Genomic DNA, 16,365 nt, shown 5'->3' with positions numbered 1-16,365 from the left:
TTTGAAAACCTTGCAGGAAAACAGATTACAATTAAAACAATCGGTTGTGTAAAATTAGACAAAAAAACATATCATGCAAATTTAGTTTACTTTATTTAAGTTATTTTTCATTTCACAACCGATTGTTGATTGTTTTCTCAAAGCTGAAGTATTTTTGGTATTTATTCTTTAGTTTCTTTCAACTTTAAAATACTATCATATGCTTTTTTATGTCTTAAATCTTTATCAAATGGTAATGGATAATTGGTTCTTCCCTTAATCGGCCAGTCGTTTAACCACGATTGCCCGTCGTGAACTCCCCAAAAAGTTACTCGGCTTATTTTATCTTTATGCTTTAAAAATAGTTTAAAAATCGATTCGTAACGTTCTGCGAGTTTGTTTTGGATTGAATCTGGCAATGCTTTTGGATACGGATTCATTTTCTCACTTCCTTCAAATTTCTGACTAATCTCTGCTCCTTTTAAATCCCACGGATTTGGTAAAACCGTAATATCCAATTCTGTAAAAGCAACTTTAATTCCTAAAGCCGAATATTCCAAAATGCTTTTTTCAATTTCTTCCAATGACGGACTATTTAATCGCCAATGTCCTTGAATTCCAACGCCATCAACTTTTCCACCCTCGGCTTTTATTTTTTTGATTAAAGCAATTGCTCCAGCTCTTTTTGCAGGTTCTTCGATATTATAATCGTTATAATATAACTCGACTTTTGGATCGGCTTTTTCTGCTAGTTTGAAAGCATCAGTTAAATATTTATCTCCAAGCGTTTTCAAAAAAACAGATTGTCTTAAAGTTCCATCGTCGTTTAAAGCTTCGTTGACAACATCCCAAGAATTGATTCTGCCTTTGTATTTGGAAACAATTGTTGTAATATGATCTTTCATAAACGCTTTCATTTCTGTGCTATCAGCAATTTTTTCCATCCAAGGCGCTAATTGACTATGCCAAATCAAAGTATGCCCGTGAATAAACATTTTGTTTTTCTCTCCATACGCTACAAATTTATCAGACAAAGCAAAATCGTATTTATCTTTTTGCGGATGCGTGAACATAGACTTCATGATATTTTCTGCGGTAATCGCATTAAATTCTTTTCGAATTAAAGAATCTGCTTTTTTGTCTTTTTGCTCGATTTGATCTACGCTTAAAGCAGTTCCGATGTAGAAATCATTTTTGTAAGCATCTTTTAATGAAGCAGTTTCTTTTTGCGAAGTACAGCTTATGGTCAGTAAGGTTGTGACGACAAATAAATAAGGTTTAATAAATTTCATATCTTTTGGTTTAAATAGTTAATCGTTTTTCTTTCTCAACGGAGACCTTACAGGTCTAGTATTTTCTCATAGTTTTGTCATTTCGACGTAAGGAGAAATCTCCACAAGTAGCTCCGCATGCTAGATCAACTTTGTAGAGTTTCTTGCGAAGATTCCTCGTTCCTCGGAATGACAAATAGAACATACTACTTTACGAAATCATTCCTTCCTAAAACTCTCTGGCGGTCCCAGATACGACTCCAAAACTTTTCCTTCTTCGGTTTCAATTACAATTTTCTGAAGCACTAATGCGGGATCAATTCCATAAATTTTTAAAATATGATTTCCTGCTTTTTCAATGTTATGTGTCGATGTTATGATTTTAATATTATTCGCAACAGATTCTGCCCAGGCTTTTTCTGAAGCATCTGCGTTGAGGTTCATAATTTGCGGTTTTTCATCATCAAAGCTAATTCCGTATTTTAAACCGTCGCCAAGTTTGAAATTGATTGTGGGCGAAAAATAAGCGTTAACTTTTATTTTTCCTTTACTAAAAAAATGAACGTCGTATTCTAATCGTGGTGATTGTTCCGAAATTTCAATAGGCTTTATATTTGAAGGCTTTAAAGTTACGCCTGATGATGTTTTTCCAAGATTCGGAATTATCGTCCATTTTACTGAATCTGAATTTATTGCTTTAGAATAATTCTCACTCTCTATTGAAATATAACCGTCGTTCTCAATAAAACCATGAGCTTGAGCTAAATCTTGTTTTTTGCTAATTGATGTCTCTTTTTTTAAAATCTCTTCAGCGGTAATCATTTTTAAAGCTTGAACTGCAGGCGCAATTTTCTTTGTTTTCGGAATCACATTTTTATCAGGTTGCTGCCAGTTATCATAACCAATATGCGTTTGCGACATCATATGATTCCATTTTCCGTTTGCTAATTGAGTATGATAATAATTCGTAAGTAAACTATCTTTTTCAAATAATACTTTTACTTTTTCAGCATAATCGTTTGCCAGAGTTTTTCCCTGTTCTGCATATAAATGATTTTTAGCCGTTGCAACATACATTTCATTTAAATTAGAACTTGCCAAAACAGGAAATAAAACCAGTTGATAAAAAGCATCTTTGTATTCTGGTTTCAACTTTTCGTTTATCGAATTGGCTTTTTCAACCAATTTCTGATATTCAGACACAACTCGATCTGCTTCATTATAATTTATAATACTATACGTTTTAGAATCCAGCAATTCTGGCTTTCTACGTGCGTTATATTTGGTATATAATTTTAAAATTTCAGCAATTTCTTCTGCAAATTGATTATCAAAATTCTCTTTTGCCCAATTCACATAATATTCTTGTAAATTTCCTGCATTAAATTTTTCGGGATTCCACGCCATATCTAAGAAAAACTCAATCGGAAACTCCATTGGTTTGATATCTCCAACATTTACGATCCAAATTTTATCGACACCGTGTTGATATGCCAAATCCATTTGTTCCCAAGTACGCTCAATTTGATTCGTGTTTATCCATTTATAATTTCTTGGTCCGCCCACATAATCATAATGATAATAAATTCCGTAACCGCCTTTTCGAGGTTTTGCATCAAGTTCAGGAAGTTTGCGAATATTTCCCCAATTATCATCGCATAATAAAAGTGTAACGTCGTCGGGAACAGTCATGCCTTTGTCATAATAATCCTGAACTTCTTTGTAAAGCGCCCACATTTGCGGCGTTTCTTCAGCAGGTTTTTTAGTAACTTCTGCAATAATGTTTCTTTGCGTTTTTACGATATTTTCTAATAGTCCAATCGCAGTTCCTTCCGTCATAGGCTCGTCGCCGTCGCCACGCATTCCGATTGTAACAATGGTTTCTTTATTTCCCATTCGTTTAATTCCGTCTTTCCAGAAATTAACCAAAGCTTCTGAGTTGGTATTAAAATCCCACTTTCCGTTTGCTTTTCCCCATTCGGCATGCGCTCTCGTTAACGGTTCATGATGTGAAGTTCCCATTACAATTCCGTATTCATCTGCCAAAACAGCATTCTGCGGATCTTCGACATAAAACATTCTACCCCACATCGCTGGCCATAAATAATTGGCTTTCATTCTTAAAATCAATTCAAAGACTTTATCATAGAATTTCGAATTGAATCCGCCAAATTTTTCAAATGCCCAGCCAGATAAAGCAGGAGCTTCGTCATTGATGAAAATTCCACGATATTTTACTTTTGGTTCTCCTTGAGAATGAATCCCAGGCAAAACATGCAATTCTGATTGCTTTTTCACTGGAACATCAGCCCAATAATACCAAGGCGAAACGCCAATTTGATTCGATAAATCGTAGATTCCGTAAATCGTTCCCCGTTTATCTGAACCTGCAATTACCAATGCTTTTTTGATTCCTTTAAACGGATTTTCGACAACTTGAGATGTAAATTTTTCCCATTTTCCTTGAAGCTGGTTCGCATCAATTTTTCCCTCTTGCGCTAATTGATTTATGATTTTGCTTTTTCCTAATGTTCCAATTATAACAACAAAATCTTTTGCTTCAGAAATCTTTTTTATTCTCTTAGAATGCAAATTAGAAACCGTAAAAAGATCATTTTCTAAATGTCCTGCTACTTTTAAAACTCCTGCATAATCTTTATCATCAACCAAAATTGAAGCTATTTTCCCTTTTGAAACCAAAGGAAAATTTTCACTAGAAGCCTGATTGACTACATATTTCTCTGGATTTATGGCATACGTATTTGCACTTAGTCCGATGAAGGAAAACAGTAAAATTATGTATGAAGTTTTAATTTTTAAACACATAAAATCATAGATTTTCTTTGTTAGTTTTCGTTCAGTTTTGTCATTCCGAGGAACGAGGAATCTTCACAAGTAACTCCTTACAGAATATCGCCAAACTTTGTAGAGCTTCTCGCGGAGATTCCTCGTTCCTCGGAATGACAAACAGTACGTTTTACAAATTCAACTTATAAGCAATTCCTATTTCTAAACCTCTCAATTCAGCCAAACCTTTTAATCTTCCTGTCAACGAATAACCCGGATAAGTTTCTGTTTCTTCATCAACTCCATGAAGAAAACCATGATCTGGGCGCATTGGAAGACTTATTTTGGTTTTGTTCATCAACAACAATAATTTTTCAACAATTATTTCCATTTTAACATCGCCATTTAAATGTTCCGATTCCCTAAAAATGGTTTCGCTTTCGCGGATGGTATTTCTCAGATGCAAAAAATGAATTCTATCTCCAAAATCGTCTATAATTTTCTCCAGATTGTTTTTGGGATCTGCACTTAAAGAACCTGTGCAATAACATAATCCGTTAGCAATTGAAGGAACAGCACTAAAAATAGTTTTCAAATCAGCTTCTGTTGAAACAATTCTTGGAAGTCCTAAAACCGAAAACGGCGGATCGTCTGGATGAATCGCTAATTTTTGTCCGTTTTTCTCTACAATTGGAATCACTTCTGATAAAAAATAGATCAGGTTTTCTCTTAGTTTTTGATTGTCGATTTCAGCATAATTTTCTAAAAGCGATAAAATCTGTTCAGCCGTAAAATTGATTTTACTTCCCGGTAATCCTAGTAAAACATTTTTAAATAAAAGTGCTTTTTCGTCTTCAGCTAATTTATTTCCAAACTGCAACGCTTTTTCTTTTTCAGCATCAGAATAATCATTTTCTGAATTTGGTCTTTTTAAAAGAAAAACATCAAAATAAGTAAAAGCATCTTGATTGTATAATAAAGCTCCGCTTCCGTCTTCGTTGATAAAATTATGATTGGTTCTTACCCAATCTAAAATCGGCATGAAATTGTAGGTTATAATTTTGATGCCGCACTTCGCCAGATTTTGCAAACTAATTTTATAATTTTCAATATATTGCAGATAATTTCCCGAAGCTCTTTTGATTTCTTCATGAACAGGAAGACTTTCGACTACTGACCATTCCAAACCATAATTACGAATAATTTCCTGTCTTTCTTTTATCGCTTCAATTGTCCAGACATCGCCAACAGGAATTTGATGCAATGCGGTTACGATTCCGGTTGCTCCAGCTTGTCTAATATCAATTAATTTGACATTATCGTTTTGTCCGAACCATCGCATGGTTTGCTGCATTTTTATCATACTTCTTTTTTTTATGCCACGAAGGCGCTAAGTCACAAAGCTTTATTTTAAAACACTTTGAAAAGAAAAACTTTGTGACTTAGCGACTTTGCGGCATTTTCACAATTAAAACCCAATACTGTTTCCGCCATCAACTGGCAAAACTGTACCTGTTGTATATTTTGATTCGCTTAAAGCGAAATAATAAACGGCATCTGCAATATCTGAAGGTTCACCTAAATATCCCATTGGCGTTCTTCCCAGTACTTTATTTTTTCTTTCCGGATCGTTATCCAAAGCTGTTGATGACATTTTGGTTTTTATAAATCCTGGAGCAATACAATTTACGCGAATACCAAACTGAGCCAATTCTGTTGCCATCGCACGAGTCATTGCTTCGATTGCGCCTTTGCTGGATGAATAGGCAATTACTTTGGGAATTCCGTACTGCGACGCCATAGAGCTAATGTTGATAATACTTCCTCCTCCGTTTTCTTTCATGTTTTTTACTACTTCTCTACTCACAGCAAAAACGCTTAAAAGATTGGTATGGATAATTGATAAAAAGTCTTCATCGGTCACATCTGTAAATTCTTTTTTCATATTGATTCCGGCATTGTTTACCAAAATATCAATTGATCCATTTTTTGTTATACTTTCAATCATTGCGGGAATTCCTTTCAAATCATTTAAATCAAAGATCACTGGAATCGCATTTTCGCCAATTTCCTTACAAGCATCTTCTGTTTTTTCTTTTGATCTTCCGATTATATAAGTTGTGATTTCGTTGTCACAAAGTTTTTTTGCCGTTGCAAAACCTAATCCCGAATTTCCTCCGGTTACAATTGCCGTTTTTTTGCTCATAATTTATTACAATATTTTTAATGCTATTTTTTAAACACGTAGAAACATAGTTTTTTCTTTGTCTACAAAGGCGTTTCGCATACATTAATAAACATAGCCATGTGAGCGAAACTAGTTTCTTTCTTTAATCTTTTTTGAGTTAAATATAAATCTATGTTTCTATGTGTTTGTTTTATTTTTTATTTATCCATTCCCTGGCGCAAAAGGAAATTTTAACGATTTAAAATACTCTAAAGTTTGCGTTGGTTTTTCTACTGCTTCTGGAAGTTCTTTTCCTGAAAACTGTTGAAAATAAAGCAAACAGGCATCTCGCCACCATTTTGTTTCTTCATGCTGAATTTCTAACAACATTTTGACTTCGTTGAAACGTTCGCTGTCAATATACTTTTCACTTTTCTTCCAGACATTTTGCATTTCTTTAACCTGATTTACGCCTCCTTGATATTTTAACGCCAATCCATTCCAAAGTGTTTGTCCGTTTTTCAATTTATAATCCCAGGAAACATGATGAAACCATAAAAGATCTTTTTCTGGACAGGTTTCTAAATTATCAAAAAGTTTGGCAACTTCTGGTGCATATTGCGAAACGGCATTTGTCCCTGATTTTGATCGATCGAAACCAATTCCGTTTTTGTCGGCTTTATGATAATAGGTCGGATTCCATTCTGGCCTTGATAAATTAGAAACCCAAGGTCCAGGCCCGTAATGATGCCCGGTATCCATAATATGATGTAAACCGAGCGGCGTCATATAATTGACAACAGCTTCACGAGATTCAATCATCATATTCTTTAAAGGCTTAACGAAATTTTCATCGTTAGAGAAAGTGCTTCTTAACCATTCATCAGCAATGGTTTCTGAATCTAAATGAGGATTCCAAGCTAGTCTTCCAAAGCCATACCAATTTGCTTGTGCAAAAGGATGTCCTGTCCAGTTTAAATCGTTTCCTATATTGGCAACACCTGCAATTCCTGTTAGTTTATTTTGATACAAAGTGCCGTCGACAACTTTAGCAACCGTTGAACCTTTTCCTTTTTGATAGGTATCAGATTCTAGAACTTCTTGAAATAATTTTGGTAGAAAAACCAAATGGGTGCTAAAACCTAAATATTCCTGTGTAATTTGAAACTCCATCATTAAAGGCGTTTTCGGCATTGCTCCAAATAACGGATGGAACGGTTCTCTCGGCTGAAAATCAATCGCTCCGTTTTTTACCTGAACAATTACATTTTTTTTGAATTTTCCGTCATACGGCTGAAATTCGGCGTAAGCCTGCTTAGCACGATCGTTTGCATCATGTTCTGAATACACAAACGCTCTCCACATAATTACGCCGCCAAAAGGCGCAACGGCATCAGCCAGCATATTTGCTCCATCGACATGATCTTTTCCATAGTTTTGTGGACCAGGCTGTCCTTCTGAATTGGCTTTTACCAAAAATCCACCAAAATCTGGTATTTGTTTGTAGATTTCAGCTGCCTTATTTTTCCACCAGTTAATTACTTCTGGATCTTTTGGATCAGCAGTTTTTAAATTTCCAATTTCAATTGGCGCTGAAAATCTTGCAGTTAAATAGACTTTTATTCCGTAAGGTCTAAAAACATTTGCTAATGCTTCCACTTTATCTAAATATTGCGGAGTAAGGATTAAAGCGTTTGCATTTACATTTGTTAAAACTGTGCCGTTAATTCCGACTGAGGCATTCGCTCTGGCGTAATCAATATAACGTTGATCGATAAAACCAGGCAATTTCTGCCAATTCCAAAGTGAAAATCCAGCATAACCACGTTCTACAGTTCGATCGAGATTGTCCCAATGATTCAGGATTCTAAGATTTATTTTGGGAGAATCCGTAATGTTTAAATTTTTGACCGCTTTATTCGTTTGCAATATTCTTAGAAAATTAAAAACTCCGTATAAAACAGCAACATCATTTTTTCCTGTAATAATGATCTGCTTTTTATTTTTAAGGGAAATGGTTTTGATTATAAAACCTTCATTATTGATTTTATCCAAATCCACTTGCAATTCAGATTTGATTTCGGAACTTAAATCCAATTGTGAACCAACTATTAGGTTGTTTTCTCCTTTTATATTTGGTTTGATTTCGAGAATAGTTCCTAACATATTTTCAAAACCTGTTTGAAGTTCTTTCTGAGCAATTCTAATAGTTTCTGAATTACCTAAAACAATAATTCCTCCAAGATTGTTTTTGTATTCTGAAACCAAAGCAGAATTATTAACTACATTATACTGAAGCCATAGCTTATAATCCTTTTGCGCCGAAGCCGAAAAGGAAATCAAAAAAAACAGGAAAACAAGTTTTAATAAAGCCATGGTTTTAATTTATACTTTACAATTCTTCATTTTTACAACATCAAGATTTTGTCTACATTTAAAAGTATTTGACAAAATTTTAATTTAAAAAATACATTATACCAAACAAAACAATAATTGCAATCGGTTGCGTAAAAATATAGGATTGTTATTTAAGAAAAAAATTTTGGCTGTCTTTTTTTCAAAAAAATAATTTCTATAACAAATAAAAGCAGGATAATTATAAAAACTATCCTGCTTTGGAGGGGTTGAATTCAGGGTTGAAATTCTGAATTTATTTTATTTCTGCGAAGATTCTCTTATGAGTACTTCTGTATTTAAAAAGGTAATTTCTTTGGCATCATCATTTTTAGATGATTTCAGGTTTTTGATAATAATTTCGGCCGCTGCTTTTCCCATTTTTTCGGCCGGATGCGTTATGGTTGATAAATTAGGATCAATAATCTGAGAAATCGGATCATTGTTAAAACCAATTACTTTAAATTCTTCCGGAACTTTTATTCCGCGTTTTTTAGCTGTTTGTACGGCACTTACTGCCAAAATATCTCCTGGCGCAAATAATCCGTCAGGAATTGGCTTTAAATCGAATAATGCATTGCTAGCTTTTACACCATCTTCATAAGTAACTGAATTTAAATTGATAATCAGTTCTTCATCTACTTCAATATTATGATCTTTTAGGGCTTCTATATAACCTCTTTTTCTTTCGTTGTACAAATTTCCTAATTCTGAGCCAGCTGTTAAATGCGCAATACGAATACAACCTTGTTCTATAAGATGCTTAGTTGCTTTATAACCTGCTGTATAATTATCAATTACCACCCTAAAAGTATTATAATCTTTCGGCACCCTATCTACAAACACCAACGGAATATTATTATTTGAAAACTGATGAAAATGTGCCGTATCTCTGGTTTCCATTGCCAAAGAACAAATAACACCACTGACACGATTGCTGTATAAAGATTTGGACATATTTACCTCTTCTTCATATGAGTCGTGCGATTGCATAATAATTACCGTATAATCTGATTTTTGAGCCGTGATTTCGATTCCGCTAATAAGTGAAGACAAAAAGGGCTGTGTAACAGTTGGAATCAAAACACCAATCGTTCTTGTTTTATTTCCACGCAAACCTGCTGCTAAAGTATTGGGAACAAACCCCATTTCTTCAGCAGTTTTTTTTACTTTTTTAATTGTCTTGTCGCTTATTGTATGATGATCTTTTAAAGCGCGTGAAATAGTTGATGTTGCCAAATTTAGACGTTCGGCTATATCGTAAATCGTTACATGTTTATTTTCTTCCATGAAATAAAAAATAGAAATGTAAATATAAACTATTTTCAAACAAGATGCTCTTTCTTGAAAATTAGCGATAAATAAAATTCCCTATTTACAATATACTATTTAAAAGTATGTTGCAAATAGGGAATTTATCTAAACAATATATTATCTACTTATTGACATCTTTCTTTTTGTCTTTTAGAATTTTACCATCTTTGGTAAATTCCAAATCGATTTTATTGGTCAAATCAACATCTAAATCTTTATGACCATAATCGATATGCGTTATTTTTTCTCTTGGATGATTTTTGGCTACATAAGCATTTATATTATCAGGAATAAAAGCGGTTGGAATTGGTTTATCTCCTCCATCAACTTCTCGATATGAACCATCTTTCCAAAACTCTACTTCTGTCCCATCTTTCAGTTTAACTTCATAGCCCTTTTCGCCATGTTCGGGATCTTTTTTAGCTTTTTCTACTGAAGTATGACTAAAATGCTTCTTCAAAAATTCCTGCGCTGGTTTTGGCAGTTCAGTTACTTCAATTTTCTTCTGTGCGTTGGCCGAGATTGTTAAGATTAACAAAGCTATAGCAAAAAATATCTTTTTCATAATTACATTCATTTAAGTGCATTATTACTAATTTACTACTTCAAAAAATGCATTCAAATAATTTTAAGAAATTTTTAGTTTTTAAATCACACATAACAAACTGATTTACAAAGAATTTTAAACATAACTTATTTTCAAAACTTATGTTTTGCCCATAAAGTTTGGAGCCAGGAAATGCATTCAAAATATTTCCGAAAAGCTATAAAAACAGAAAACCCCATCCGATTAGGATAGGGTTTTCAAAAGAAAGGCGACGACATACTCTCCCACATGACTGCAGTACCATCTGCGCAGGCGGGCTTAACTTCTCTGTTCGGGATGGGAAGAGGTGAGCCCCGCCGCAATAACCACCTTAAGGTTTTTAGTCTAAAGTTTAAGGTCATAAAGCCTAAAGCCATTATTGCGGCTTTTTAACTTTTGACTTTCCTCTTTACGACTTACTCGCGTCGAGCAAATATTTTAACATACTGAGATAAAGAAAAGAAGAATATTTTAGAAAGTTCCTTCCCGATCCGCTGGGCGGATCGGGAAAAAGGCGTGCATAAGCTTACGGATTATTAGTACTACTCGACTGTGACATTACTGCCTTTACATCTGTAGCCTATCAACGTGGTCATCTTCCACGATCCTTAAAAGAAATCTCATCTTGTGGTGGGTTTCGCGCTTATATGCTTTCAGCGCTTATCCCTTCCCAACGTAGCTACTCTGCGGTGCCCCTGGCGGGACAACAGATACACTAGAGGTTAGTCCAATTCGGTCCTCTCGTACTAGAATCAGATCCACTCAAATTTCTAACGCCCGCAGTAGATAGAGACCGAACTGTCTCACGACGTTCTGAACCCAGCTCGCGTGCCACTTTAATGGGCGAACAGCCCAACCCTTGGGACCTTCTCCAGCCCCAGGATGTGACGAGCCGACATCGAGGTGCCAAACCCCCCGTCGATATGAGCTCTTGGGGGAGATCAGCCTGTTATCCCCGGCGTACCTTTTATCCTTTGAGCGATGGCCCTTCCATGCGGAACCACCGGATCACTATGCTCTACTTTCGTACCTGATCGACCTGTATGTCTCTCAGTCAAGCTCCCTTATGCCATTGCACTCTACGCACGGTTACCAAGCGTACTGAGGGAACCTTTAGAAGCCTCCGTTACTCTTTTGGAGGCGACCACCCCAGTCAAACTACCCACCAAGCACTGTCCCCCACATCGCGGGGTTAGGCCTCAGATAAACAAAGGGTTGTATTTCAACAATGACTCCACAACGCCTGGCGACGCCGCTTCAAAGTCTCCAACCTATCCTACACATCATTTATCCAAGGTCAATACTAAGCTATAGTAAAGGTGCACAGGGTCTTTTCGTCCCACTGCGGGTAAACGGCATCTTCACCGTTACTACAATTTCACCGAGCTCATGGCTGAGACAGTGTCCAGATCGTTACACCATTCGTGCAGGTCGGAACTTACCCGACAAGGAATTTCGCTACCTTAGGACCGTTATAGTTACGGCCGCCGTTTACTGGGGCTTCAATTCAATGCTTCTCCGAAGATAACATCTCCTCTTAACCTTCCAGCACCGGGCAGGTGTCAGGCCCTATACTTCATCTTACGATTTTGCAGAGCCCTGTGTTTTTGATAAACAGTCGCCTGGACCTCTTCACTGCGGCCCCGATTGCTCGGGGCGACCTTTCTCCCGAAGTTACAGGTCTATTTTGCCTAATTCCTTAGCCATGAATCTCTCGAGCACCTTAGGATTCTCTCCTCAACTACCTGTGTCGGTTTACGGTACTGGTTCTTATTGCCTGAAGTTTAGAGGTTTTTCTTGGAAGCCCTTAGGCGCACTATCTCTTTGTCCGAAGACTCCGAGTACTATCGCATTTCACCAAACTCTCCGGATTTGCCTAGAGAGCCTATAGCTAGGTGCTTTAACGAACTATTCCGTCAGTTCGCGGCGCTTTCATCACTCCGTCACCCCATCACAGCAATAAGAAGTACGGGAATATTAACCCGTTGGCCATCGACTGTCCCTTTCGGGTTCGCCTTAGGACCAGACTAACCCACAGCTGATTAGCATAGCTGTGGAAACCTTAGTTTTTCGGTGTGCGGGTTTCTCGCCCGCATTATCGTTACTTATGCCTACATTTTCTTTTCTGACCGGTCCAGCATACCTTACGATACACCTTCTGCCCTGTCAGAATGCTCCCCTACCACTTTGCATTGCTGCAAAATCCATAGCTTCGGTAATATGTTTATGCCCGATTATTATCCATGCTCGTCCGCTCGACTAGTGAGCTGTTACGCACTCTTTAAATGAATGGCTGCTTCCAAGCCAACATCCTAGCTGTCTGGGCAGACAAACCTCGTTCTTTCAACTTAACATATATTTGGGGACCTTAGCTGATGGTCTGGGTTCTTTCCCTCTCGGACTTGGACCTTAGCACCCAAGCCCTCACTGCTGTGAAACATTATATAGCATTCGGAGTTTGTCAGGAATTGGTAGGCGGTGAAGCCCCCGCATCCAATCAGTAGCTCTACCTCTATATAACTGTCATCAGCGCTGCACCTAAATGCATTTCGGGGAGTACGAGCTATTTCCGAGTTTGATTGGCCTTTCACCCCTACCCACAGGTCATCCGAAGACTTTTCAACGTCAACCGGTTCGGTCCTCCACTGTGTGTTACCACAGCTTCAACCTGCCCATGGGTAGATCACACGGTTTCGCGTCTAACACTGCCGACTAAAGCGCCCTATTCAGACTCGCTTTCGCTGCGGATCCATGGCTTAACCACTTATCCTTGCCGGCAACGTTAACTCGTAGGCTCATTATGCAAAAGGCACGCCGTCACCCCACGAAAGGGCTCCGACCGCTTGTAAGCGCATGGTTTCAGGATCTATTTCACTCCGTTATTCACGGTTCTTTTCACCTTTCCCTCACGGTACTGGTTCACTATCGGTCTCTCAGGAGTATTTAGCCTTAGCGGATGGTCCCGCCAAATTCAGACAGGGTTTCACGTGCCCCGCCCTACTCAGGATACCACTATCTATTATGCTCGTTACCCATACGGGGCTGTCACCCTCTATGGCGCTCCTTTCCAGAAGCTTCCGGTTCCTTGCACATAAAATGCCGTGGTCCTACAACCCCAGCTATGCCGTAACATAACTGGTTTGGGCTAATCCGCGTTCGCTCGCCACTACTTACGGAATCACTTTTGTTTTCTTCTCCTCCGCCTACTTAGATGTTTCAGTTCAGCGGGTTTGCCCACCTATCGGTGTGCTATGCCTTCAGCATAGCGGGTTGCCCCATTCGGATATCTGCGCATCGATCTGTGTGTGCCAGTCCCCGCAGCTTTTCGCAGCTTATCACGTCCTTCTTCGCCTCTGAGAGCCTAGGCATTCCCCATGCGCCCTTATTTTGCTTATTGCACCAATCATAAAATCAATTATGACCGTTTTTTTTGTTTTTCCTATCTGTTAGAATCAGAAAAACGCTTTCTACTTTCTTATTATTTTCTTATCTCAATATGTCAATGAACTTTTTTCCTTTCGGAACTGTGGAGAATAACGGAGTCGAACCGTTGACCTCCTGCGTGCAAGGCAGGCGCTCTAGCCAGCTGAGCTAATCCCCCATTTTGAATCTTAGATTTTAGAATTCAGATTTTAGATTTCTAATTCTTCTCTAATTTCCTTTGGTGAATCCCAGCTTCCAGAATTTCCTTCAAATCAAGCCAAATAGTAGTCCCGGGCAGACTCGAACTGCCGACCCCTACATTATCAGTGTAGTACTCTAACCAGCTGAGCTACGAGACTCTGTTTTACTTAATTTTCATCATTTTTTTAAATTAACAGCAAGAGTAATGCAATCACGATTCCAAACCTACCGTCCGGCATCTTATTTCCCAATCGTGCCTTGCGGCTAACGGATTGGGCTCTAGAAAGGAGGTGTTCCAGCCGCACCTTCCGGTACGGCTACCTTGTTACGACTTAGCCCTAGTTACCAGTTTTACCCTAGGCAGCTCCTTGCGGTCACCGACTTCAGGCACCCCCAGCTTCCATGGCTTGACGGGCGGTGTGTACAAGGCCCGGGAACGTATTCACCGGATCATGGCTGATATCCGATTACTAGCGATTCCAGCTTCACGGAGTCGAGTTGCAGACTCCGATCCGAACTGTGACCGGCTTTATAGATTCGCTCCTGGTCGCCCAGTGGCTGCTCTCTGTACCGGCCATTGTAGCACGTGTGTAGCCCAAGGCGTAAGGGCCGTGATGATTTGACGTCATCCCCACCTTCCTCACAGTTTGCACTGGCAGTCTTGTTAGAGTTCCCGACATGACTCGCTGGCAACTAACAACAGGGGTTGCGCTCGTTATAGGACTTAACCTGACACCTCACGGCACGAGCTGACGACAACCATGCAGCACCTTGTAAACTGTCTTGCGAAAGATCTGTTTCCAAATCGGTCAGTCTGCATTTAAGCCTTGGTAAGGTTCCTCGCGTATCATCGAATTAAACCACATGCTCCACCGCTTGTGCGGGCCCCCGTCAATTCCTTTGAGTTTCAAACTTGCGTTCGTACTCCCCAGGTGGGATACTTATCACTTTCGCTTAGCCACTGAAGTTGCCCCCAACAGCTAGTATCCATCGTTTACGGCGTGGACTACCAGGGTATCTAATCCTGTTCGCTACCCACGCTTTCGTCCATCAGCGTCAATCGATTGGTAGTAACCTGCCTTCGCAATTGGTATTCCATGTAATCTCTAAGCATTTCACCGCTACACTACATATTCTAGTTACTTCCCAATAATTCAAGTCCTGCAGTATCAATGGCCGTTCCACCGTTGAGCGATGGGCTTTCACCACTGACTTACAAGACCGCCTACGGACCCTTTAAACCCAATGATTCCGGATAACGCTTGGATCCTCCGTATTACCGCGGCTGCTGGCACGGAGTTAGCCGATCCTTATTCTTACGGTACCGTCAAGCTCCTTCACGAAGGAGTGTTTCTTCCCGTACAAAAGCAGTTTACAATCCATAGGACCGTCATCCTGCACGCGGCATGGCTGGTTCAGGCTTGCGCCCATTGACCAATATTCCTCACTGCTGCCTCCCGTAGGAGTCTGGTCCGTGTCTCAGTACCAGTGTGGGGGATCTCCCTCTCAGGACCCCTACCCATCGTCGCCTTGGTAAGCCGTTACCTTACCAACTAGCTAATGGGACGCATGCTCATCTTTCACCGTTGTGACTTTAATTATAAGATGATGCCATCCTATAATGCTATGAGGTATTAATCCAAATTTCTCTGGGCTATCCCTCTGTGAAAGGCAGATTGCATACGCGTTACGCACCCGTGCGCCGGTCTCAGATTCCGAAGAATCCTACCCCTCGACTTGCATGTGTTAAGCCTGCCGCTAGCGTTCATCCTGAGCCAGGATCAAACTCTTCATCGTATATTTTTATATTATTATGCGATGCTTTTCCAGTCGGTTCTTTTCGAATCTCTCGATTCCATTACTCTTATTTTTTCTGTTTTGAAATCTCTTTCAAAACGGCTGTCAATTCAATATGTCTACGAACGTGTCTTCTTTTGTTTTTCGCTTATCTCTCAAAGCGGGTGCAAAACTAAAACTTCTTTTTATTTCCTGCAAGAAAAAATTCAAAAAATTTGAAACTTTTTTTTCGTTTCCATTTTCCCATTTTCCCTTCCAATCTATCAATGAACCTTCCCTGTTTTGCGGGGTGCAAATGTAAAACCCTTTTTCTTTTCCTGCAAGCTTTTCCGAATCTTTTTTTCGAAAATCTCTTTTCTTTCGATTCTTATTTCCTGGCAGTATTTCGATGAGCGTCTTGCTGATTGCGGGTGCAAAAGTAGAACCTTTTTCCAGTTATACAATAC

7 protein-coding genes, 2 tRNA genes and 3 rRNA genes are annotated in these 16,365 nt (G+C 38.7%); all 12 read right to left on the bottom strand.

What is annotated here, in order from left to right; genetic code table 11:
- Window positions 1–161: 161 nt before the first annotated feature.
- The 12 genes from NYQ10_RS09875 to NYQ10_RS09820 all read right to left on the bottom strand — a co-directional run bounded on the left by NYQ10_RS09875 (window position 162) and on the right by NYQ10_RS09820 (window position 15,919).
- The gene (locus tag NYQ10_RS09875) at window positions 162–1,271 is read right to left on the bottom strand and encodes an endo-1,4-beta-xylanase (protein ID WP_289880414.1); all 1,110 of its coding nucleotides are present in this window, start codon (window positions 1,269–1,271) and stop codon (window positions 162–164) included.
- A 198-nt stretch (window positions 1,272–1,469) separates the two neighbouring features.
- Entirely contained in the window at window positions 1,470–4,076 is a 2,607-nt protein-coding gene (locus NYQ10_RS09870; protein WP_289880412.1) for a glycosyl hydrolase 115 family protein, read from the bottom strand.
- 151 nt (window positions 4,077–4,227) lie between these two features.
- Complete coding sequence (gene uxuA, locus NYQ10_RS09865; RefSeq protein WP_289881019.1) at window positions 4,228–5,391, bottom strand: mannonate dehydratase; 1,164 nt, start codon at window positions 5,389–5,391, stop codon at window positions 4,228–4,230.
- Between the two features lie 114 nt (window positions 5,392–5,505).
- Window positions 5,506–6,243 (bottom strand): SDR family NAD(P)-dependent oxidoreductase, encoded by a 738-nt coding sequence (locus NYQ10_RS09860; protein ID WP_289880410.1) that lies wholly within the window; start codon window positions 6,241–6,243, stop codon window positions 5,506–5,508.
- 183 nt (window positions 6,244–6,426) lie between these two features.
- On the bottom strand, window positions 6,427–8,580 hold the full coding sequence (locus tag NYQ10_RS09855; RefSeq protein WP_289880408.1) for an alpha-glucuronidase family glycosyl hydrolase: 2,154 nt from the start codon (window positions 8,578–8,580) through the stop codon (window positions 6,427–6,429).
- A 279-nt stretch (window positions 8,581–8,859) separates the two neighbouring features.
- The gene (locus NYQ10_RS09850) at window positions 8,860–9,888 is read right to left on the bottom strand and encodes a LacI family DNA-binding transcriptional regulator (protein WP_289880406.1); all 1,029 of its coding nucleotides are present in this window, start codon (window positions 9,886–9,888) and stop codon (window positions 8,860–8,862) included.
- A gap of 145 nt (window positions 9,889–10,033) precedes the next feature.
- The gene (locus NYQ10_RS09845; RefSeq protein WP_289880404.1) at window positions 10,034–10,477 is read right to left on the bottom strand and encodes a PepSY-like domain-containing protein; all 444 of its coding nucleotides are present in this window, start codon (window positions 10,475–10,477) and stop codon (window positions 10,034–10,036) included.
- A 245-nt stretch (window positions 10,478–10,722) separates the two neighbouring features.
- A 5S ribosomal RNA gene (rrf, locus tag NYQ10_RS09840) occupies window positions 10,723–10,832 on the bottom strand.
- 182 nt (window positions 10,833–11,014) lie between these two features.
- A 23S ribosomal RNA gene (locus NYQ10_RS09835) occupies window positions 11,015–13,896 on the bottom strand.
- A gap of 129 nt (window positions 13,897–14,025) precedes the next feature.
- Window positions 14,026–14,099, bottom strand: a tRNA-Ala gene (locus NYQ10_RS09830).
- A 107-nt stretch (window positions 14,100–14,206) separates the two neighbouring features.
- Window positions 14,207–14,280, bottom strand: a tRNA-Ile gene (locus NYQ10_RS09825).
- A gap of 125 nt (window positions 14,281–14,405) precedes the next feature.
- Window positions 14,406–15,919: ribosomal RNA gene (locus NYQ10_RS09820) — 16S ribosomal RNA — on the bottom strand.
- The 16S, 23S and 5S rRNA genes sit together here with 2 tRNA genes alongside, the layout of an rRNA operon.
- Window positions 15,920–16,365 lie beyond the last annotated feature (446 nt).

The organism is Flavobacterium johnsoniae, from assembly GCF_030388325.1.
GTDB classification, from domain to species: Bacteria; Bacteroidota; Bacteroidia; order Flavobacteriales; family Flavobacteriaceae; genus Flavobacterium; species Flavobacterium johnsoniae_C.
This window is presented reverse-complemented; position numbering and strand designations above follow the sequence as displayed.